Source organism: Novosphingobium sp., assembly GCF_041915465.1.
In the GTDB taxonomy this organism is placed as follows: Bacteria; Pseudomonadota; Alphaproteobacteria; order Sphingomonadales; family Sphingomonadaceae; genus Novosphingobium.
The window spans coordinates 1-19,942 of sequence record NZ_JAYSBK010000003.1 but is presented as its reverse complement, the minus strand read 5'-3'; the positions used below and the strand labels follow the sequence as shown (position 1 = coordinate 19,942).

The 19,942-nt window shown below is 67.0% G+C and carries 18 protein-coding genes and 1 pseudogene; 14 read left to right on the top strand and 5 right to left on the bottom strand.

Features of this window, described 5'->3' with window-relative positions; translation table 11 throughout:
* Nucleotides 1-73: 73 nt before the first annotated feature.
* From ACE3SN_RS01190 to ACE3SN_RS01170, 5 genes are all read left to right on the top strand, one after another.
* Nucleotides 74-781, top strand: coding sequence for a FadR/GntR family transcriptional regulator (locus tag ACE3SN_RS01190; RefSeq protein ID WP_374526910.1), 708 nt, complete (start codon nucleotides 74-76; stop codon nucleotides 779-781).
* A complete protein-coding gene (locus ACE3SN_RS01185) occupies nucleotides 778-2,001 on the top strand; it encodes an alpha/beta fold hydrolase (protein WP_374526909.1) in 1,224 nt (407 codons plus the stop codon). Before ACE3SN_RS01190 ends, ACE3SN_RS01185 begins: the two co-directional genes overlap by 4 nt.
* Before the next feature lie 85 nt (nucleotides 2,002-2,086).
* Nucleotides 2,087-3,304, top strand: coding sequence for a thiolase (locus tag ACE3SN_RS01180; protein ID WP_374526908.1), 1,218 nt, complete (start codon nucleotides 2,087-2,089; stop codon nucleotides 3,302-3,304).
* 1 nt (nucleotide 3,305) lies between these two features.
* Entirely contained in the window at nucleotides 3,306-3,746 is a 441-nt protein-coding gene (locus tag ACE3SN_RS01175; protein ID WP_374526907.1) for a Zn-ribbon domain-containing OB-fold protein, read from the top strand.
* Nucleotides 3,747-3,759: 13 nt separating this feature from the next.
* Nucleotides 3,760-5,964 (top strand): CoA transferase, encoded by a 2,205-nt coding sequence (locus ACE3SN_RS01170; protein WP_374526906.1) that lies wholly within the window; start codon nucleotides 3,760-3,762, stop codon nucleotides 5,962-5,964.
* 31 nt (nucleotides 5,965-5,995) lie between these two features.
* Here ACE3SN_RS01170 and ACE3SN_RS01165 read toward each other — a convergent pair whose 3' ends face one another.
* From ACE3SN_RS01165 to ACE3SN_RS01150, 4 genes are read right to left on the bottom strand one after another with little or no spacing between them, the layout of a single operon-like run.
* On the bottom strand, nucleotides 5,996-6,868 hold the full coding sequence (locus ACE3SN_RS01165; protein WP_374526905.1) for an SDR family oxidoreductase: 873 nt from the start codon (nucleotides 6,866-6,868) through the stop codon (nucleotides 5,996-5,998).
* A gap of 1 nt (nucleotide 6,869) precedes the next feature.
* On the bottom strand, nucleotides 6,870-7,649 hold the full coding sequence (locus ACE3SN_RS01160; protein WP_374526904.1) for an enoyl-CoA hydratase/isomerase family protein: 780 nt from the start codon (nucleotides 7,647-7,649) through the stop codon (nucleotides 6,870-6,872).
* Nucleotides 7,646-8,551, bottom strand: coding sequence for an acyl-CoA dehydrogenase family protein (locus ACE3SN_RS01155; RefSeq protein ID WP_374526903.1), 906 nt, complete (start codon nucleotides 8,549-8,551; stop codon nucleotides 7,646-7,648). The genes ACE3SN_RS01160 and ACE3SN_RS01155 overlap by 4 nt, the downstream gene beginning before the upstream one ends.
* Before the next feature lie 5 nt (nucleotides 8,552-8,556).
* On the bottom strand, nucleotides 8,557-9,708 hold the full coding sequence (locus tag ACE3SN_RS01150; RefSeq protein WP_374526902.1) for an acyl-CoA dehydrogenase family protein: 1,152 nt from the start codon (nucleotides 9,706-9,708) through the stop codon (nucleotides 8,557-8,559).
* A 79-nt stretch (nucleotides 9,709-9,787) separates the two neighbouring features.
* Here ACE3SN_RS01150 and ACE3SN_RS01145 point away from each other — a divergent pair, with 79 nt between their 5' ends.
* From ACE3SN_RS01145 to ACE3SN_RS01115, 7 genes are all read left to right on the top strand, one after another.
* Nucleotides 9,788-11,401: an AMP-binding protein gene (locus ACE3SN_RS01145; RefSeq protein ID WP_374526901.1), complete on the top strand. Its 1,614-nt coding sequence runs from the start codon at nucleotides 9,788-9,790 to the stop codon at nucleotides 11,399-11,401.
* Nucleotides 11,402-11,547: 146 nt separating this feature from the next.
* Nucleotides 11,548-11,733 (top strand): hypothetical protein, encoded by a 186-nt coding sequence (locus ACE3SN_RS01140; protein ID WP_374526900.1) that lies wholly within the window; start codon nucleotides 11,548-11,550, stop codon nucleotides 11,731-11,733.
* Nucleotides 11,734-11,747: 14 nt separating this feature from the next.
* Nucleotides 11,748-12,728 carry an NAD(P)H-dependent flavin oxidoreductase gene (locus ACE3SN_RS01135; RefSeq protein WP_374526899.1) on the top strand — a complete coding sequence of 327 codons (981 nt, stop codon included), beginning with the start codon at nucleotides 11,748-11,750 and terminating at the stop codon, nucleotides 12,726-12,728.
* Nucleotides 12,729-12,741: 13 nt separating this feature from the next.
* A complete protein-coding gene (locus ACE3SN_RS01130) occupies nucleotides 12,742-13,524 on the top strand; it encodes an SDR family oxidoreductase (protein WP_374526898.1) in 783 nt (260 codons plus the stop codon).
* Between the two features lie 41 nt (nucleotides 13,525-13,565).
* Nucleotides 13,566-14,825, top strand: coding sequence for an acetyl-CoA C-acetyltransferase (locus tag ACE3SN_RS01125; RefSeq protein WP_374526897.1), 1,260 nt, complete (start codon nucleotides 13,566-13,568; stop codon nucleotides 14,823-14,825).
* Nucleotides 14,826-14,852: 27 nt separating this feature from the next.
* Entirely contained in the window at nucleotides 14,853-16,901 is a 2,049-nt protein-coding gene (locus ACE3SN_RS01120) for a 3-hydroxyacyl-CoA dehydrogenase NAD-binding domain-containing protein (RefSeq protein WP_374526896.1), read from the top strand.
* Nucleotides 16,902-16,915: 14 nt separating this feature from the next.
* The gene (locus ACE3SN_RS01115) at nucleotides 16,916-17,593 is read left to right on the top strand and encodes an alpha/beta fold hydrolase (protein ID WP_374526895.1); all 678 of its coding nucleotides are present in this window, start codon (nucleotides 16,916-16,918) and stop codon (nucleotides 17,591-17,593) included.
* Between the two features lie 6 nt (nucleotides 17,594-17,599).
* Here ACE3SN_RS01115 and ACE3SN_RS01110 read toward each other — a convergent pair whose 3' ends face one another.
* Complete coding sequence (locus ACE3SN_RS01110; protein ID WP_374526894.1) at nucleotides 17,600-18,436, bottom strand: SDR family NAD(P)-dependent oxidoreductase; 837 nt, start codon at nucleotides 18,434-18,436, stop codon at nucleotides 17,600-17,602.
* A gap of 95 nt (nucleotides 18,437-18,531) precedes the next feature.
* Between ACE3SN_RS01110 and ACE3SN_RS01105 the strand changes: the two genes are divergently transcribed.
* Both ACE3SN_RS01105 and ACE3SN_RS01100 read left to right on the top strand, forming a co-directional pair.
* Nucleotides 18,532-19,782, top strand: coding sequence for an acetyl-CoA C-acetyltransferase (locus ACE3SN_RS01105; protein WP_374526893.1), 1,251 nt, complete (start codon nucleotides 18,532-18,534; stop codon nucleotides 19,780-19,782).
* Between the two features lie 3 nt (nucleotides 19,783-19,785).
* Nucleotides 19,786-19,942 (top strand): annotated as a pseudogene (locus ACE3SN_RS01100) (succinate--CoA ligase subunit alpha); the annotation flags it as partial.

Sequence of the window (19,942 nt, the reverse complement as noted above, 5' to 3'; positions counted from 1 at the left end):
ATAAGTCAGCGCAAGCCTGAGGCTGGACTTAATGCTAGGAATGCCATAAAGAGATAGCTGTTAAGGAGGCGTCATGCAGCAGGTCGGACACGCGGAAACGCTGGTTGCGCGCACCGCGCGCGAACTTTCCAAGCTCAGTCTTGAGCATGACGACGGCGACTTCATCGGGGCGGAGGATGAACTGCTGCACCGCCTGGGCGTCAGCCGTCCGACCCTCCGTCAGGCCGCCAAGATCGCCGAGAACGACCGCCTGATCTCGGTTCGGCGGGGCATTCGCGGGGGCTTCTATGCCAGCCGCCCCGATGCCAACGACGCGATCCGCACCCTGGCGCGCTATTTGCGGCTCAAGGGCGCGACCCTGCTCGATATCATGGCGGTCAGCAAGCTGGTGGCCGAAGAGGCCGCGATGCTCGCCTGCGCCAGCGAAAACGAGCTCGACCGCGCGGCGCTGCGCCGGTTTTCAGGCAGGATCGACGCGGCCGATACCCCTGCGGCCTTGATCGAGGCCGAGGCCGAAATGGCCCAGCTGGTGTCGCGGATGAGCGGCAATCCGGCGATCGAGCTGGTCATGGCGATCGGCTATTCGTTCGGAATGCAGGAACAGGGCATGGCGCTCTATCGCACCGCCGAGCAGCGCGAACTGGCCCGCAAGCTGCAGCACGGGTTGGTTGATGCGATCCTTGAACGCGATGGCGACGTTGCCCGCCTGATGATGCGGCGGCGCTCGGCCGCGATGGCGGGATGGATCGAAGCGGCGCAAGATGCCGTACGGGGAGAATGATGGAAACAATCAGCTTCAAGGGCTTTGGGGGCACCCGCCTCGAAGCCGAGGTTCGCGGCGAGGCGAACGATCCGGCGATCCTGCTGGTCCATGGGGCGGGCCAGACCCGCGCCGTGTGGAATGATGTGGCTGATGCGCTGGTCCAGTCGGGCCGGCGCGTTGTCAGCCTCGATCTGCGGGGCCACGGCGGCAGCGAATGGCCCGTCGATGCGCGTTATGACTTCGCCGCTCATGTCGAAGACCTGCGCGCCGTGCTGGCGCAGATGGGATCGCGCCCGGTGGTGGTTGCGGCCACGCTGGGGGGCTGGATCGCGGCGGCGGCGCTGGCCGACGATGCCGCAAACCTTGCCGCCGCGCTGGTGCTGGTCGACATGCCGGTGGAGACCGATCCCGCGCTGGCTGGAGAGATTTCCGCCCGCTTGCGCGAACGGCTGGACGAAGGATCGCCTGCCTGGGATCCGCGCACTTTGGGAGCTTTCCCGCTGGACGACATCGCGGGCCGTCTGATGGATGCCGCGCCGCGCCTCGCCCTGCCGACACTGGTGGTACGTGGCGGGCTGTCATGGATCAAGCAGTCCGGGGCGAGCGATGCATTCGATGCGGCACTGCCGAATGCCGAGACGGTGACGGTCGAGGATGCCGACCTGCTGGTCGTGACTGACCGGACCGAGGCGTTCCTGTCGCTGCTGCTCGACTTCCTTGACCGCAAGCAGGCCCGCGCCGCGACCGAATTTCGCGCCGGATCGGATGCCCGCACCCTGCGCGATGCGATGGGCTGCTTTGCCACCGGGATCACCATCGTCACCGCGCTCGATCCCGGCGGCACTCCGGTGGGCCTGACGGCGAACAGCTTTACCTCGGTCAGCCTCGATCCGCCGCTGTTGCTGGTCTGCATCGCCAACACCGCCGGGACCGCGCCGGTGCTGCGCGAGGCCATGCACTTCGGAGTCAACGTGCTCCAGACCAGCCAGCAGCAAACCTCGAACCGCTTTGCCGGCAAGGGCGAAGACCGTTTTGCCGCGACCCCCTGGGCGCCGGGCGAAACCGGCGTGCCGCTGCTCGACGGGTCGCTGGTCGCGTTCGAGTGCAAGCGTCATGCGGTCCACGATGGCGGCGATCACTTCATCCTGGTGGGTGAAGTGGTGCGCGCCGGGTTCGAGCCGCGCCGCGATCCGCTGCTCTATTTCCGGGGCAAGTATCGCCGCCTGCATTTTGCCTGACACTGTGACTGGACAGGGGCTTGACGCGGTCCTATCGAACCTAGTTATATAACTATTGAACCAGATTCGAACGAGAGGACCACGGATGGCCTGGGCAAATCAGGACAAGACAGCGATCGTCGGGATCGGCGCCACGGACTATTACGTCCGCGGCAAAAGCTGGCCGCGCACGATCAACGACATGGCGGGCGAGGCGATCCTGAAAGCTTGCGCCGATGCCGGGATTTCGGTGAAGGACATCGATGGCTTCGCCTATTATTCCACGGCGGGCGCGGGCTATCTCGACAAGTTCGATACCGCCAGCCTGATGGAAACGCTGGGCATGCCGAACATCTCGTTCTCGGCCACGCTGACCAGCGGCGGGGGCGGCTGCCCCGGCGCGATCGGGCTCGCCACGGCGGGCTTGATGAACGAGGATTGCAAGTATGTCGTCACGCTGATGGCGCTGCAGCAGCTGCCCCAGCACCGCCTTGGCGTGGTGTTCGGATCGGCCGCGCCCAATCCGGAAAACAGCTTCCTGCAGCCGTCCGGGCTGGTCGGCCCGGGACATCTCATGTCGATGCTGACCCGGCGGCACATGCACCTTTACGGCACCACCCAGGATGCCTTTGGCGAAGTGGTGATGGCCACCCGCGCCAACACCCACAACCGACCCAAGGCAGTGCGCAAGGCACCGCTGACCAAGGAAGAATACGATGCCTCGGTGATGCTGGCCGATCCGCTGCGGCGGCTCGACTTCTGCCTCGAAACCGATGGCGCGGTGGCGGTGATCACCACCACCATGGACCGCGCGAAGGACTGCCGCCACAAGCCCGCGGTCGTCCACGCCTGCGCCCACGGCGGGCAGCGCGAATGGGGCCGGGCCTTCGCCTGGATGGGCATGCCCGATCCGCATTTCGCCAGTTCGGGCCACAAGTTCACCGCCGACCGGATCTGGGCGCAGTCGGGCTTGTCGGCCAAGGACATGGACGTCGCGCTGATCTATGACCACTTCAGCCCGATGGTGCTGATGCAGCTGGAAGACTACGGCTTCTGCGAAAAGGGTGAGGGCAATGATTACGTGCTCTCCGGCAAGATCCGTTATGACGCGGCAACCGGCAAGGGCGTGAACGGCGGCGTGCCGGTCAACACCCACGGGGGCAACCTCAACGAGGCCTACATCATCGGCATGACCCACATCGTCGAGGGTGTCGAGCAGGTGCGCGGCACCGCGATCAACCAGGTGAAGGATGCGGAATTCGCGCTCGTTTCGGGCGGCCCCGCTTCACTTCCCGTGTCCAGTCTGATCCTGAGGAGCGCCTGATATGAGCGAGCCCATCAAGTACGGCCCCGCGCTGCTCCTGCCCGGCCAGCAGATTCGCATCACCACCAATCCCAACACCGAACCCTTCTGGGAAGCGGCGAAGGAGCATAAGCTGACTGCCTGCCAGTGCGGCAGCTGCGGCCATTTCCGCATGCCGCCGTCGCCCTATTGCCCCGAATGTTCGAGCCAGGATGTGAACTGGCCGGCGCTGCCGGGCACCGGCACGGTGTTCAGCTATGTCGTTTGTAACAAGAACCCGGCGAACGGCGAGGACTACATCTATGTCCCCGTCGTGGTCGATCTCGATGGCGCGCCAGGCGCGCGGCTCAATGCCAACGTCACCGGTTGCAACGCCGAGGACGTCCACATCGGGATGAAGGTCACGGTCGAATGGACCGAGATCCAGGACGGCTGGGTGCTGCCCAACTTCCGCAAGGCATAGGGACGCGCACGCCATGTTGAACGAGCTGCGGATCGTCGAGATTGGCGAGGGGCAGGCCGTCCAGGTCGCCGGGCTGATGCTCGGCGCGCTGGGGGCCGATGTGCTCAAGGTCGAGCGGCCGGGCGGCGATCCCGCGCGCGGCCAGGCGACCTTCGCCAACTGGAACCGCGGCAAGCGTAGCCTGAAACTCGATCTGGACAGCGCCGCAGGGCTCGCCCAGCTTGAAGCGCGGCTGGCCGGGGCGGACGTGCTGCTGCACCAGTTCACCCCGTCGCGCGCCAAGGCGCTGGGGCTGGACGATGCGGCGCTTGGCCTGAAGTATCCGCGCCTGGTGGTTTGCGGGATTACCGGCAGCCCCCACAATCACCCTGACGTCGAACGCTCGGACGACGAACTGCTCGTCGCCGCGCGGTTCGGCGCACTCTACGAGAACGATGGCTACCGTGCCGGGCCGATCGTCTGGCGGTTCAACGCCGGATCGTGGTCGGCGGCGCATCTGGCGGCGGCGGGGATTCTTGCCCGGCTCGTCGCGCGGCTGCAATCGGGCCAGGGCGGGGCGGCGCATACCTCGCTGTTCCAGGGCCACATGGTCATGCTCTCGCTGATCTGGGCGCGCAATTCGGCCGGGCCCATGCCCAACAATCCGCCGCACCCGCTCGGGCCGCGGTCGATTGGGATACAGCTTTACGAATGCCAGGGTGGTGACTGGCTGCAGATCATGGACCCGCCCCGCCAATACGATTACGCCAACATGCCCACGATGTGGGAGGTTCTGGCCGAAGGCGTCGAGATCGACACCGAGGAAGGCAAGATCGAGGCTTTCAAGCGCCGCCCGCTGGAACGCTGGCTGGCGGACCTGCGCGCCGACGACATTGCCGCTGAGCCGGCCTATCCGCTGGGCGGGATGCTGAGCCATCCCGAAGTCCTCGCCAACGGCTACGCGGTGGAGATCGAAGACCCGCTGCTGGGCAAGACCGTTCAGCCCAACGTGCCGTTCCACTCCGACGCAAGCCTGCCCGCGCCGCGCCCCGCACCGCGCCTTGGCGAGGGCGGCGATGCCGACTGGACGCCGCCGCCCGCCAAGGTTGGCGCGGGCGGCCAGCCCGCCGAAGTACTGGCCGGAGTGCGGGTGCTCGATTTCGGGATGTTCCTGGCAGGTCCCATGGGCCCCTCGATGATGGGCGACATGGGTGCCGACATCATCAAGGTCGAAGCGCTGACCGGCGACCGGATCCGCTTCATGCACCGCTATTACCAGGCGGCCTCGCGCTCGAAGCGCAGCATTGCCGTGGACCTGACCAAGCCCGAAGCGCAGCCGATCCTCGCCCGCCTGCTGAAGTGGGCCGAAGCGGTGCACCACAACATGCGCTTCAAGGGCGCGGCGAAGCTGGGCCTATCGGAAGAAGGCATCCGCGCGCACAATCCCGACGTCGCGTTCAACTATGTCAGCGCCTATGGTCAGCGCGGCACGCGCGGCAACTGGCCGGGTTACGATTCGATCTTCAACGCGATCGCCGGGTGGGAGTTCGAAAACGCGGGCGAAGGCAACAAGCCGATCTTCAACCGCCCCGGCACGATGGACGTCTCCTCGGCGCAGAGCGCGTTGGTTGAACTGATGGCCTCGCTCTATGCCAAGCGTTCGGGCCAGCGCGGCTATACCACGCAAACCTCGCTGCTCGGCATCTCGGCGATGACCCAGGGCGAAACGCTGATCCTGCCCGATGGCAGCCTGGCCGAAACCTATCATCTTGACAAGGACCAGACCGGGTTTTCGCCCTACCACCGCATCTTCGAATGCCAGGACGGCAAGTGGGTTGCGGTGGCGGCCCGTACCGAGCCGCGCCGCGCCGCGCTGCGCAGCGTGCTGGGCGAGGATGAGGCGGGTTTCACCGCCGCTGCCGCCCGGCACAGCGCCGCCGATCTGGTGGCTAAGCTCGAGGCCGCAGGCGTGCCGTGCGATCACGTGACTTTCGAGGCTGCCGAAGAGCAGTTCTTCGCCAATCCGCTCAACCGCGAACTGAACCTGATTTCGGTGCTGGAGCAGCCGCTCTACGGCACGGTCGAGCAGCCGGGCGCCTACTGGCACTTTGGCGATGTGCCGGTGGTGTTCCGCCAGGCCGCCCCCGCCATCGGCCAGCACACGGACGAGATTATGCGCGAACTGGGCTTCTCGGATGCGGAGATCGCCAGCTACCGCGAGCAGAAAGTGATCGGCTGACCCCGCCCCCTCGGGAGGCGGGGCTGCTGGCTTACTTCTCCCGTTTGGGCAGCCATTCGCGCACGGGCTGGAATTCGGGCATCCTGAGGCTCCGCCGCAGCCAGTTCGCGCCGTCGAGCACAAAGGTGTGGCCCGAGCAGAACGCCGCATAGTCCGAGCAGAGATAGGCCGCTGCCCAGCCCAGTTCATGGACTTCGCCGGTGCGTAGGGCCGGCTGGCGACCCTCAAGGTCGTTGCCATCGGCAAAGCGCAGGTGCGCGGCGCGATCCTGGTGGGGGAACAGCCCCGGCGCGATGCAGTTCACGCGGATGTCATAGGGCGCCCATTCCACCGCGAGGCTCTGCGTGAGGTTAGTCACCCCCGCCTTGGCCGCCGCCGAGGGCGAGGTGCCGGGGCCGCCGGTCCACGAATAGGTTGCCCCGATGTTGAGGATCGAGCCGCCGATCCCGTCCTCGATCCGCCGCCGCGCGAATTCGGTCGAGCAGATCCAGGTGCCGTCGAGCACGATCGAGGTGACCGCGCGCCAGGCGTTGAGGCTGAAATCCTCGGACGCCCCGGCCAGGTTCCCGGCGGCGTTGTTGATCAGCTGGGTGACCGGGCCAAGCTGGTCTTCCACTTCGTCGAAGCAGGCCTTGACCGCGGCGGGATCGCGCACGTCGAGCTGTACGCCGATGGCGCGCCCGCCTGCTTCCTCGACCGCCGCGATGCCGCGCGCGCGCTTTTCCGGGTCGCGGCTGGCAATCGCGACCGCGCCGCCCAGCCGTCCGAATTCGGCGGCAATGCCCTTGCCGATGCCCGAGCCGCCGCCGGTGATGATCGCGACGTCATTGGCAAAGGTGCCTTCGGGCAACATCCTGAGGCCCTTGGCCGGGGCGCGGCGCAGGCCCTTGTAGGTGTCGGTCATCTTACTTTCCCTTGTAAACGGGTTGGCGTTTTTCGCGCAGCGCGGCGCGGGCCTCGGCATAGTCTTCGGTCTTGAACAGCGCGGTCTGGGCCAGCAGTTCCTGGGCGATGCCGTTGCGCACCGCGCCGGCATGGGCCTGGTCGACCATGGTCTTGGCCATGGCGAGGGCGATTGGCGGCTTGGCGGCGATCTTCTTCGCGATCTCCAGCGCCTTGGCGTCGAGCTCTTCCGGTGCGACGACGAAATCGACCGCGCCCCATTCCAGCGCGGTCTGCGCGTCGATCCGATCGCCCGTCATCACGATGTACTTGGTGCGGCTGGGGCCGATCAGCGCGGTCATCAACTGGGTACCGCCGGTATCGGGCAGGATCCCGTAATGGATTTCCGGCAGCGCCATCTTGAGCGTGGTGTCGGACACGCGAATGTCGCAGGCCAGGGCGGTTTCGCACCCGCCGCCGATCACCGCGCCCTTCAGCGCGGCGATGAACGGCTTGGGGCTGTCGAGAACGGCCAAGCGCTTTTGCTGGTGGCGCAGGACGAAGTGATAGTCGCTTTCGTCCTTGGCGCGGTGGCCGAGCATGGTGGTGTCGCGGCCCGAGCAGAACGACTTGCCCGCGCCTTGCAGCAGCACGGCGCGCACGGCGTCATCCTCGAGCGCGCGGTCGAGCGCTTCCTTGTAGAGGTGCGCGGCCTCGTCATCCATGGCGTTGTGGACTTCCGGGCGGTTGAGCGTGATCACGCCCACTCCGTCCACGACCTCGTACAGAACCTTGTCGCTCATGCGGCTTCTCCAAGAATGATCTCGCGCCGAACGGGCGCGATGAATGACAGCAGGTGGGCGCGCTTCAGGCAGAAGTGCGGATAGGCTTCGTCGGTCATGCCGATCCCGCCGTGGACCTGCACGTTGGCGCGGCCGTTCTCGATGGCGGCCTGATCGGCGAGCTGCTTGGCGGCGGCGATGTGGAAGGCGGCGTCATCCTGCCCCGCATCCAGTGCGCAGGCTGCAAAAATCAGCTGCGAGCGCGCCACGGCGCAGCGCACCGCCATATCGGCGCAAATGTGCTTCAGGGCCTGGAACCAGCCGATCGGGCGGTCGAACTGCTCGCGCACCTTGGCATATTCGGCCGCCATGTCGCGCGCGGCATCGGCGCAGCCAAGGGCGTAGGCGGCGGCGAGCAATTGCAGGTGCAGCGCCGCGCGCGGATCGCCCAGCGCCTCGAACGGCGGGACGGGATCGAGGTGCGCCAGGTGCGCCGAGGGATCGAGCCCGGGCGCGCCGCCAAGGTCTGCCGGCAGCGCCGTGGTGGCGGCGAAGTTGCCGACGAGGCCCAGCGCCTGGCTCGCCCCTTCGGGATCGAACAGCCGCAGCCGCCCGCCTTCGACATGGCGGTCAAGCAGGGCCAGCGCGGTCTTGCCCGGATGGACGGACCACCGCGCGGCCACGGCCGTCGGGATCAGGCCGATGGGGGCGATGTGGCGGCCCAGTTCGGCAAAGACCAGCGCCTCGGTCGCGTGGGAGAGGTCCATGCCGGGCGCGGTCATCCCGGTCCAGCCCATGGCTTCGAGTTCGGCCCACAGGCCCGCCGGGCGGCTGCGCGCCTGTTCCAGCGGCATATTGTCCCGGCACCAGTCGGTGGTGGCGGCGAGGAAGGCTTCCTGTTCGGTGTCTAGCGTGAGGTCCATGGATCTTACCTCGATTTTGGCAGGCCGAGCAGGCGCTCGCCGATGATGTCGCGCTGGATCTGGGCGGTGCCGCCAGCAATGGTTGCGGCGAACCCGCGCAGGTAATCGGCCACGAGGTCGTCGTCGCCATAGCGGAAGTCGAGGATTTCCTCGCCCGCCAGCAAGAGCGCCATGCGTTCGAGCCGCTGGCCGAGTTCGGACGTGAACAGCCGGATGACCGAGCTTTCCGCGCCGGGCTGGCCGGTGCGCACCACTTGGGAAATGTTGCGATAGGTCATCGCCCGCAGCGCCGCGACTTCCACGCGCATCTGGGCCAGTTCCCCGGCGATCCGGTCATCCTTGATCGCACCGGTGCTGCGCGCCCGTTCGAGCAGTTCCTCGACTTCCTGCGATTGCTTCACCTGATCAGCGATGAACCCGGTGCCGCGCTCGAAGCTGAGCGTCGACATGGCGACCTTCCAGCCGTTGCCGAGCCCGCCGACCACGTTTTCCAGCGGAATGCGCACATCGTCATAGAACACCTGCGCGAATTCGACCTGGCCCGACATCTTGCGGATCGGGCGCACTTCGATTCCGGGCGCGTGCATCGGGCAGATCACCCACGACAGGCCCTTGTGCCGCGTTGAGCCATCCTCGGTGCGCAGCACCAGTTCCTGCCAATCGGCCACGTGGGCAAAGCTGGTCCAGATCTTGGAGCCGCTCACCACCAGTTCGTCGCCCTCGATCCGCCCGCGGGTCTTGATCCCAGCCAGATCGCTGCCCGCGCCGGGTTCGGAAAAGCCCTGGCACCAGATCGCATCGCCGCGCAGGATCCGGGGCAGGTGGTATTCCTTCTGCGCCTCGCTGGCGTTGATGATCAGGGTCGGCCCGCCGTGGTTGATGCCCACGAAGTTCGCGCCGATCCACGGGGCGTGGGCACGCGCGTATTCCTCCAGCCAGATCACCTGCTGGACGATCGACAGCCCGCGCCCGCCGTATTCCTTCGGCCAGTTGATCCCGGCCCAGCCCGCGTCGAACAGGCGGCGCTGCCACGCCTTGTCAAAGGCGATCGCGTCGGCCGCGTCCATCGGGCGGCGTTCGGCCGGGACATTGGCGTGCAGCCAGTCGCGACATTCCTCGCGAAAGCGCTGCTCTTCGGGTGAAAACTGGATATCCATCGGTTCAGATCTCCGGTGTTGACGCGGCGTCAATGCGCGTCCCACCCTCGCACGCACATACACGTGTGGGAGGCGGTAAATGGTTGAGGTGGCAAGCGCGATGCCGGTCGAACTGGAAGCGAACTGGCGTGCGCTGGGGCTGTGGCAGGACGTTTCGCTGGCCGAAGCGATGGCGCGGGCCGCGCGGGAGCGTTCGCACTCCCCGCTGCACTTCTTCGGCGCCGAGGGCGAGCGCGTGACCAGCCTGGGCGAGGTTCATGCGCAGGGTCTGGCGCTGGCCGGATCGTTCCACGCGCTGGGGCTGCGGCCGGGCGATACCATCGCGATGCAGCTGCCCAATGGCCTTGAAAACGCGGTCCTGTTTCAGGCCGCCGCCATGCTGGGCTGCACGCTGCTGCCGATCGTCCACATCTATGGCCCGCACGAGCTGGCGCACATCCTGCGCGACAGCGGTGCCAAGGCGCTGATCGTGCCGGATAAATGGCGCAACATCGACTACCTCGACCGGCTGGCGCGGCTGCCCGAACTGCCCGCCTTGCAGCACCGGATCGTAATGGGTGAGACCGTGCCGGAGGGCATGCTGCGCCTCGCCGATCTGCCGCAGGGGGATCTGCCCGAAATCACCGTCGATCCGGGCGCCCGCGCGCTGTTGCTCTACACCTCGGGCACCACGGCTGCGCCCAAGGGCGTGCGCCACACCTCGCGCAGCCTGCTGGCCGAACTCAATGCCCAGCGGCGAGATGGACCGGCCGATGACTATGGGCTTTCGCCCTGGCCCTCGGGCCATATCGCGGGGACGCTGGGGGTGATGGGCCACGCCCTGCTCGGCCGCCCGATGGTGATCCTCGAGGCGTGGGATGCTGCCCTTGCCGCCGAGCTGGTCGAACGCTTCAAGGTGCGGCAGATGTCGGGCACGCCATTCCACCTCTCGGGCCTGATGGAAGCCGCAAGCCGGGACGGGCGCGACATCACCAGCTTCAGTCAGTTCCTGATCGGGGCGACCACCGTGCCGCCCGCGCTGGTTGCCGCGAGCGAGGCGATGGGGATCCGTTGCTGCCGGTGCTACGGCTCGACCGAAATGCCCACTGTCAGCCAGTGCGGGCCGGGCGATCCGCTGGACAAGCGGCTCAATACCGATGGCCGCCCCAATCCCGGCGTCGAGGTGCGGATCGTCGACGATTTCGGGGCCGACCTGCCGGCGGGCAGCGAAGGCGAAGTGGCGGTGCGCGGGGCCGAACGCTTTACCGGCTATACCGATCCGGCGCTCAACGAGGCGAGCTTCCTCACCGGCGGCTGGTTCCTGACGGGCGATATCGGCCGCCTCGATCCCGAAGGGTTCCTGGCGATCACCGACCGCAAGAAGGACATCATCATTCGCGGCGGTGAAAACGTCTCCAGCCGCGAGGTCGAGGAGCTGCTGCTGACCGTGCCCGGCGTGCGCGAGGCCGCCGCGATCGGCGCGCCCGATGCGCGGCTGGGCGAGCGGATCTGCGCGGTCGTCACGCTGGATGGCAGCGCCGAGGTCAGCATCGAATCGATCGATGCGGCGTTCCGTGCCATCGGGGTCGCGCGGCAGAAGACGCCCGAACTGCTGGTCGTGGTGGAGGAATTTCCCCGCACCCCCAGCGGCAAGGTGCAGAAGGCCGAATTGCGCCGCGATCTTGCAGCGCAAGGGCATTTTGCCCCGCGCTGAGCGAGGCCCGGAACCGGCCTTCGGCATTCGCAACCTCCCAGGCCCGAAGGCCCGTTCCGATGGAATCCGCGAGGGACTCAATCGGTGCTTGATGTATATTACCTAGTTATATAACTGGACCGGCTTTTGGGATAGGGATGGCGGTTATGTCAATCCTGTATGACGAGGGCCAACAGGCCATCGCTGCAGAAACGCGCCGGGAGGCTGATTTCCGCCTGTTCGCGGGCGGGGCGGATGAAATGTTGCTCAACACCATTGCCGGGAAGATTCTGGGCTTGCCGCAGGATCATCGCCCGGACAAAGGAATTCCGTTCAACCAGATTCCGGCCTGAGGAGAGGGCAAGAAATGGCATTCAAGACTCGCATTACCGAGCTGCTCGAAATCGAGCATCCGATTGTCCAGGGCGGCATGCAGGGCGTGGGCGTGGCCGAAATGGCCTCGGCCGTGTCGAACGCCGGGGGCCTTGGCATCCTGACCGCGCTGACCCAGCCGACGCCTGCGGCGCTCAGCGCCGAAATCGAGCGCTGCCGGGGCATGACCGACAAGCCCTTTGGCGTGAACATGACCGTGTTCCCCACGATCAACGCGCCCGATTACAAGGCTTATGCCCAGGCGATCATCGACGGCGGGATCAAGGTGGTGGAAACCGCCGGGACGCCCGCCGTGCGCGAAATCTGGGAAATGCTGAAGCCCCACGGCATCAAGATCCTGCACAAGTGCACCGCCGTCCGCCACGCCGTATCGGCTGAAAAGGCGGGTGTGGACGTGATCAGCATCGACGGCTTCGAATGCGCCGGACATCCGGGTGAAGACGACATTCCGGGCCTGATCCTGATCCCGGCGGCGGCTGACAAGGTGAAGATTCCGCTGCTCGCCTCGGGCGGGTTCGGTGACGGGCGCGGGCTTGCCGCCGCGCTGGCGCTGGGCGCGGAAGGCATCAACATGGGCACGCGCTTCTGCGCCACGGTCGAAGCGCCGATCCACGAGAACGTCAAGCAGGCCTACTTGGACAATGACGAGCGCGGCAGCGTGCTGATCTTCCGCAGCCTGAAGAACACCGCCCGCGTCGGGCGCAGCGCCGTTTCGGAAGAAGTCGCGCGCCGCCTTGCCATTCCGGGTGCGACTTTCGACGACGTCAAGGAACTCGTCGCCGGGGCGGCGGGCCGCGAAATGCTCGAAACCGGGGACCTGTCCAAGGGCGTGTTCTGGGCCGGGATGATCCAGGGCCTGATCCACGACATCCCGACCTGCGAAGTCCTGATCAAGCGCATCGTCGCCGATGCCGAAGCCATCATTCGCCAGCGCCTGACCGGCCTGCTGGCCTGAGGAGAGAGAGCCCATGAAAATTGACAATACCACTGCCGCAGTCGTGACCGGGGGCGCTTCGGGCCTGGGCCGCGCCACCGCCGAGGCGCTGGCCGCCGCCGGCGTCAAGGTCGCGATCTTCGACCTTAACGAGGAACTGGGCCAGGAAGTCGCCAATTCGATCGGCGGCCTGTTCTGCAAGGTCGACATCATGGACGAAGACTCGGTCGTTGCCGGCTTCGCCAAGGCCCGCGCCGCCCACGGGCAGGAGCGCATCTGCGTCCACTGCGCCATGGCCAACCGCAAGGGCAAGACCGTGGGCCGCAACAAGGAAACGGGCGAACTCGTCCGCTTCCCGACCAGCGACTATGAATTCGCGATCCTCGGCATCCTGGTGGCCTCCTACCGCGTGGCCTCGCTCTCGGCGCTGGGCATGGGCAGCCTCGAGCCGCTCGAAGACGGCGAACGCGGCACGATCATCATGACCGCATCGGTCGCGGCGCAGGACGCGCAGATTGGCCAGGTCGCCTATGGTTCGGCCAAGGCCGGGGTCAACGGCCTCGTCCTGCCGATGGCGCGCGACCTGATGGACCTTGGCATCCGCGTCAACGCGATCATGCCCGGCATCTTCGGCACGCCGCTGCTTGGCCGCCTGCCCGAAAAAGTGCTCGACGGCCTCAACGCCTCGGTTCCGTTCCCCAAGCGCCTTGGCAAGCCCGAGGAATTCGCGAGCCTCGCCATGGAGCTGGTGCGCAACTCGTACTTCAACGGGCAGGCGATCCGTCTCGACGGCGCGATCCGCATGGCCCCGCGCTGAGCCGCTGAAAGCCAGTTTTTCCTTACTGAAAGGACGCCATCATGGCCGAAGCCTATATCGTCGATGCAGTGCGCACGCCGCGCGGGATCGGCAAGCTGGGGAAGGGTGCGCTTGCGCACCTGCACCCGCAGGATCTGGGCGCGGCCGTGCTGCGCGCGATCGCGACACGCAACGCGCTCGATACCGCCAAGGTTGACGATATCGTCTGGTCGTGCAGCCAGCAGCGCGGCAAGCAGGGGGGCGACCTTGGCCGCCTCTCGGCGCTGTGGGCCGGCTATGACAATCAGGCCAGCGGCGTGACGCTCGACCGCTTCTGCGGTGGCGGGATCACCAGCGTCGGCTTTGCCGCCGGGCAGATCATGGCCGGGTTCGAGGACGTGGTCATCGCCGGCGGGACCGAGATGATGAGCCACCACGCCGAGGCCGACAGCTGGGAAGTCGGCACGCCGCTTGCCACGCTGGGCCGCGCGCGCGGGAACTACGACCTCTATCAGGAACACCCGATTTCCGCCGTGGGCGTGGCCGCCGATGCCATCGCCGCGATGGAGGGCATTTCCCGCGCCGCGCTTGAGGCGCTGGGGGTGGAAAGCCAGCGCCGCGCCAAGGCGGCAATCGATGCCGGGCGGTTCGCGGGCAGCCTTGTGCCCGTCCATAACCGCGACGGCAGCCTGGCGCTCGATCACGACGAATACCCGCGCCCCGAAACCACGGCGGAGACGCTTGCCGCGTTGAAGCCTGCCTTCGTCGCGATGGAACAGGTCGCCGCCGCGCCGGATGGCACGACCATGCGGGCGATGATCGAGCGCAAGTATCCCGATCTCACGTGGGAGCCGGTCCACCATGTCGGCACGTCTTCGGGCGTGGTCGATGGTTCGGCGGCGCTGCTGCTGGCCTCGGAGGCGGCTCTCAAGGACAACGGTTGGAAGCCGCGCGCGCGGATCGTCACGGCGGTCAATGCCGGGGACTGCCCGACGCTGATCCTCAACGCGCCGGTGCCGGCCGCGAAGAAGGCGCTGGAACGCGCGGGCCTCACCGTGGCGGACATCGACGTCTGGGAAATCAACGAGGCCTTTGCCGTGGTCACCGAAAAGGCGATCCGCGACCTCGGGATCGACCGGGCCAAGGTCAACATCAACGGCGGCGCCATTGCGCTGGGCCATCCGATCGGGGCGACGGGTTCGATCCTGATCGGCATGGCGCTGGATGAACTGGAACGCTCGGGCGGGCGCTATGCACTGGTGACGATGTGCGCCTTCGGTGGCATGGCCCCGGCCATCATCATTGAACGAATTGCCGCCTGAACACGCGGCTGGAGAGGGAAGACAGACATGAGCCAGGTCGGCACCACCGAAGTCATCGACGGCATCGGCATCCTTACCATCGACTATCCCCCCGTGAACGCGCTGAGCGTCCACACCCGCAAGGCGCTCGACGAAGGCTTCCGCCAGTTCGCCGCCGATGACAACGTCAAGGCGATCGTGCTGATCTGTGCGGGCCGCACCTTTATCGCGGGCGCGGACATTTCCGAATTCGGCAAGAACATGGGCGGTCCGAACCTGCAGGACGTTTTCGACATCATCGAAAGCGGGACCAAGCCGGTCGTCGCCGCGATCCACGGTACGGCGCTGGGCGGCGGCTATGAACTGGCGCTGATCTGCCACTACCGCATCGCGGTGCCCTCGGCCAAGGTCGGCCTGCCCGAAGTCGCGCTCGGCCTGCTGCCGGGCGCTGGCGGCACGCAGCGCCTGCCGCGCATCGTCGGCATTCCCGCCGCGCTCGACCTCATCACCGGCGGCGCGCCGGTGGCGGCGAAGAAGGCGCTGGATCTCGGCATGATCGACGCGCTCGCCAAAGAGGGCAAGCTGCGCGAAGACGCGATTGCCTTTGCGCAAAAGCTGGTGGCCGAAGGCGGCCCGCTGCTGCGCGTGCGCGACCGTCAGGACAAGGTTGAGCCCTATCGCGGCAAGCCGGAAATTTACGCCGATTACCTCAAGAAGAACGCCCGCGCGTTCCGCGGCTTCAAAGCGCCGTTCAACATCGTCAAGGCGATCGAAGCGGCGGCAGAGCTGCCCTTCGAACAGGGCATAGAGCGCGAGCGCGAGCTGTTCACCGAACTGGTGACCAGCACCGAAAGCGCGGCCCAGCGCTATTACTTCTTCGCCGAACGCGAAGGCGCCAAGGTGCCGGACCTGCCCAAGGACACGGCAGCCCTGCCGGTGAAGTCGGTCGGCGTGATTGGCGCGGGCACGATGGGCGGCGGCATCACCATGAACTTCCTCAACGCCGGGATCCCCGTGACGCTGGTGGAAATGAGCCAGGCCGCGCTCGATCGCGGCGTGGGCGTGATCCGCAAGAACTACGAGAACACCGCCGCCAAGGGCCGGATGACCGCCGAGCAGGTGGAACAGCGCATGGCGCTGCTCACCCCGGCGCTTGAACTGGATGCGCTCAAGGACGTCGACCTTGTGATCGAGGCGGTGTTCGAGGAAATGGGCATCAAGAAGGACGTGTTCGGCAAGCTGGACGCCATTGCCAAGCCCGGTGCGATCCTCGCCAGCAACACCTCGTTCCTCGATCTGGACGAGATTGCCAGCGCCACCGCGCGCCCGGAAAGCGTCGTGGGCCTGCACTTCTTCTCGCCCGCCAACGTCATGCGCCTCCTGGAAATCGTGCGCGGGGCGAAGACCTCGGACGCGGTGCTCGCGACCGCGCTCAAGATCGCCAAGACCATCGCCAAGGTGCCGGTGGTCAGCCGCGTCGGCCCGGGCTTCATCGCCAACCGCGTGATGAGCCCGCGCAGCCGCGCCGCCACCGAACTGGTGCTCGAAGGCCCGACCCCGCAGGACATCGACAAGGCGCTCTATGACTATGGCTTTGCCATGGGGCCCTTCGCGATGAGCGACCTCGTCGGCCTCGACGTAATCGGGCGCGGCTCGAACGAGCGCACGCTGAACGGCGATCTCGTCAAGCTGGGCCGTCTGGGCCAGAAGCAGAACGGCGGCTTCTATGACTACGACGAGAAGCGCCAGTCCTCGCCGAGCCCGGTCGCCGCGCAGGTGATCGCCGACTTCGCGAAGTTCAAGGGCGTCGAGAACAAGGGGCCGCAGAGCGCCGAGGCGATTGTTGCCCGCCTGCTCTATCCGGTGGTCAACGAAGGCGCCAAGGTGCTGGAAGAAGGCGTGGCGATCCGCGCCAGCGACATCGATGTGGCCTGCATCCTGGGCTACAACTGGCCGGTCTATACCGGCGGGCCGATGTTCTGGGCCGATACCGTGGGCCTGCCCAAGGTGGTCGAAGGGCTGCGCGCAATGGGCATCGAACCGGCCAAGCTGCTGGCCGACAAGGCTGCCGCTGGCGGCAGCTTCACGCGCGGTTGATCGGGAAGAAGACGATGAGCCTGCCGCTCGTCGTCGTCCCCGGCATTCTGGAAGATCAGGCCAGCTGGCGCGCGGCGCTGGCTGGCCTTTCTTCTGACGTGGACGTGTTTCCCAACGAAGGGTCCTCGATTGAGGCGATGGCCGCCAGCCTGTTGGCGCGCGCGCCGGAGCGCTTCGTGCTGCTCGGCCATTCGCTGGGCGGCTATGTCGCGCTGGAGGCCGCGCTCACCGCGCCCGGGCGGGTAGCCGGGCTGATCCTTGTCTCCACGTCGGCGCGAAGCGAAACCGATGCCGCGCGGCAGGGGCGGGCAGAGCTGGTCGCGGCGGCGCAGGCCGACTTTTCCGGCGTGGTCGCGCGCCTCGCCCGTGCGGCCCTGGCCCGTGACAACCGCGCGCGCTGCCTGGCCCAGGTCGAAGCGATGATGCTGGCGGGCGGGGTGGAACGCTTTGCCCGTGAACAAACTGCCGCCGCCACCCGGCCCATGTTTGCAGACCGGATCGGCGCACTGGCCTGTCCGGCGCTGGTCATCACAGGCAGCGAGGACGCCGTGATCGCAAGTGCGGCTTCCGACGAACTCGCCGCCGCCATCCCCCATGCCCGGTTGGTGCGGCTGATGGGCTGCGGCCATATGCCCCAGCTGGAAGAACCTGCAGCCTTCCTTGCCGCCGTGGCGCGCGCGCTGCCGCGCTGATCGGACCTATTCGCGGTCCCACCCGGCGCGGCGCGAGACGCCCTTGTTGAGCGCGTCGATCAGCTTTGGCTCCAGCGGCGGGAACAGTTCGACCAGCGCCTTGCTCTGTTCGTGGGGCAGGATGGTCTCGGTCCCGGCCAGCAGCGCGTCGATGGTGGCCTTGGCGACGGCATCGATCGCTTCCTGTCCGTTGGCCGCCTGGCTCGGCACGTCGAGCTGATCGGCAAGGCGCGTGTCGAGCGCGGGCGGGAACACTTCGAACACGCGCACCGGGCTATCGGCCAGATGGCGGCGCAGCGACAGCGTGAACATGTGCAGCGCGGACTTGGTCGCACAGTACAGCGGGTTGGCATCGAGCGGGAAGAATGCGCCCGGCGTGCTGACGTTGAGGATCGCGCCGGGCGTGTCCTCGCCGCCCATCCGGCTCAGCAGGAACAGCCGCGCCAGTTCGATCGGCGCGGCGAGGTTGATCGCGATCTCGTCGGCGGCGCGGTCGGCCTTGAGCGTGAAGGCGCTGGCATAGTCATGCGCGCGCACGATAGCGGCATTGTTGACCAGCAGGTCGAGCGGCAGGCCCCCGGTCTGATCGGCGACCCAGGCCATCACCCGCTCGCGGTCGTCCGCCTTGGCCACATCGGCGCGGACCGCGTGAAAGCGCGGCTCGGCGGCCGTGGCGGCATCGAGATCGGCCTGGGTGCGCGCGCAGATGAAGACGGTGAAGCCGTGCCCCAGCAGCTCCTTGGCCAGCGCCAGGCCAAGACCGACCGAGCCGCCCGTCACCAATGCGGTGGGGGGCCGGTCCAGTTCGCGCGAAAGCCAGTTCTCGCCTGCCATGCCTGTCATTGTTGCTCTCCCGGCCGTGCGGCTTGATTTATATTACCTAGTTATATAAGTCGCGCGCAATTCGTCAATCCGGACGAGAGAGGACTCGAAGCTCCATGCGTTCAGCTTACATCATCGACGCGGTGCGCACGCCGCGCGGCATCGGCAAGGTCGGCAAGGGCTCGCTTGCCCATCTGCACCCGCAGGCGCTGGGTGCGGCGGTGCTGAAGGCGCTGAAGGAGCGCAACAATTTGAACACATCCGAAGTCGATGACGTGGTCTGGTCGACCGCCGTGCAGAAGGGCAAGCAGGCCGGCAACCTTGGCCGCACCTCGGCGCTGCTGGCGGGCTATGACGTCAAGGCCAGCGGGATGACGCTCGACCGGGCTTGCGGCGGCTCGATCACCTCGGTCGCGCTCGCGGCCAGCCAGATCGCCTCCGGGTTCGAAGACTGCGTGATCGGCGGCGGGACCGACATGATGAGCCTGCACACCACCGTGTTCCAGGAAGAGGCCGCCGCGAACCTGACGCTGGGGCCGGGGGCGGGCAACCCCGATCTCGTCGCGCTTCATCCGCTCAGCCACCAGGGCGTCTGCGGCGATGCGATTGCCGCGATGGAAGGGATCACCCGCGCCGATGTCGATGCGCTGGGCCTGGAAAGCCAGCGCCGCGCCAAGGTGGCGATGGACGAGGGCCGCTTCGACAAGAGCGTGGTCCCGGTCCTCAACAACGACGGCAGCGTCGCGCTGGCGAAGGACGAATTTCCGCGCCCCGAAACCACTGCCGAAGGCCTCGCCCAGCTCAAGGCGAGCTTCGACGGGATCGCCGACATGGCCGCCGATAAGGACGGCACCACCTATCGCCAGATGATCCAGCGCAAGTATCCGGGGCTGGAGTGGAGCGGGATCCACCACGCCGGGAACAGCTCGGGCGTGGTCGATGGTTCGGCCGCCGTGCTGCTGGCGTCGAAGGACTATGCCGACAAGCAGGGCTGGCGCCCGCGGGGGCGGATCGTGACGGCGGTCAACGTCGGCGATTGCCCGACGCTGATGCTCAATGCCCCGGTTCCCGCCGCCCGCAAGGCGCTGGAACGCGCGGGGCTGAGCGTGGCCGACATCGACGTCTGGGAAATCAACGAAGCCTTTGCCGTGGTTGCGGAAAAGTTCATGCGCGACCTTGGCATGGACCGCGCGAAAGTGAATGCGAGCGGCGGCGCGATTGCGCTGGGCCACCCGATCGGCGCGACCGGCGCGTTGCTGATCGGCACGGCGCTGGACGAACTGGAACGGACGGGCGGTCGCTACGGCCTCATCACTATGTGCGCGGCGGGCGGAATGGCCCCCGCCATCATCATCGAACGGATCTGAACAATGTCCATTCTGATCAACAAAAATACCAAGGTCATCACCCAGGGGATGACCGGCGCCACCGGCAGCTTCCACACCCAGGCGGCGCTGGATTACGGCACGCAGATGGTTGCGGGCGTGACCCCCGGCAAGGGCGGCACCACCCACATCGGCCTGCCGC

What these genes read in the sequence shown, in the direction of transcription:
- ACE3SN_RS01190 (WP_374526910.1), top strand. Translation starts at nt 74, where the DNA reads ATGCAGCAGGTCGGACACGCGGAAACGCTGGTTGCGCGCACCGCGCGC.
- ACE3SN_RS01185 (WP_374526909.1), top strand. Translation starts at nt 778, where the DNA reads ATGATGGAAACAATCAGCTTCAAGGGCTTTGGGGGCACCCGCCTCGAA.
- ACE3SN_RS01180 (WP_374526908.1), top strand. Translation starts at nt 2,087, where the DNA reads ATGGCCTGGGCAAATCAGGACAAGACAGCGATCGTCGGGATCGGCGCC.
- ACE3SN_RS01175 (WP_374526907.1), top strand. Translation starts at nt 3,306, where the DNA reads ATGAGCGAGCCCATCAAGTACGGCCCCGCGCTGCTCCTGCCCGGCCAG.
- ACE3SN_RS01170 (WP_374526906.1), top strand. Translation starts at nt 3,760, where the DNA reads ATGTTGAACGAGCTGCGGATCGTCGAGATTGGCGAGGGGCAGGCCGTC.
- ACE3SN_RS01165 (WP_374526905.1), bottom strand. Translation starts at nt 6,868, where the DNA reads ATGACCGACACCTACAAGGGCCTGCGCCGCGCCCCGGCCAAGGGCCTC.
- ACE3SN_RS01160 (WP_374526904.1), bottom strand. Translation starts at nt 7,649, where the DNA reads ATGAGCGACAAGGTTCTGTACGAGGTCGTGGACGGAGTGGGCGTGATC.
- ACE3SN_RS01155 (WP_374526903.1), bottom strand. Translation starts at nt 8,551, where the DNA reads ATGGACCTCACGCTAGACACCGAACAGGAAGCCTTCCTCGCCGCCACC.
- ACE3SN_RS01150 (WP_374526902.1), bottom strand. Translation starts at nt 9,708, where the DNA reads ATGGATATCCAGTTTTCACCCGAAGAGCAGCGCTTTCGCGAGGAATGT.
- ACE3SN_RS01145 (WP_374526901.1), top strand. Translation starts at nt 9,788, where the DNA reads ATGGTTGAGGTGGCAAGCGCGATGCCGGTCGAACTGGAAGCGAACTGG.
- ACE3SN_RS01140 (WP_374526900.1), top strand. Translation starts at nt 11,548, where the DNA reads ATGTCAATCCTGTATGACGAGGGCCAACAGGCCATCGCTGCAGAAACG.
- ACE3SN_RS01135 (WP_374526899.1), top strand. Translation starts at nt 11,748, where the DNA reads ATGGCATTCAAGACTCGCATTACCGAGCTGCTCGAAATCGAGCATCCG.
- ACE3SN_RS01130 (WP_374526898.1), top strand. Translation starts at nt 12,742, where the DNA reads ATGAAAATTGACAATACCACTGCCGCAGTCGTGACCGGGGGCGCTTCG.
- ACE3SN_RS01125 (WP_374526897.1), top strand. Translation starts at nt 13,566, where the DNA reads ATGGCCGAAGCCTATATCGTCGATGCAGTGCGCACGCCGCGCGGGATC.
- ACE3SN_RS01120 (WP_374526896.1), top strand. Translation starts at nt 14,853, where the DNA reads ATGAGCCAGGTCGGCACCACCGAAGTCATCGACGGCATCGGCATCCTT.
- ACE3SN_RS01115 (WP_374526895.1), top strand. Translation starts at nt 16,916, where the DNA reads ATGAGCCTGCCGCTCGTCGTCGTCCCCGGCATTCTGGAAGATCAGGCC.
- ACE3SN_RS01110 (WP_374526894.1), bottom strand. Translation starts at nt 18,436, where the DNA reads ATGACAGGCATGGCAGGCGAGAACTGGCTTTCGCGCGAACTGGACCGG.
- ACE3SN_RS01105 (WP_374526893.1), top strand. Translation starts at nt 18,532, where the DNA reads ATGCGTTCAGCTTACATCATCGACGCGGTGCGCACGCCGCGCGGCATC.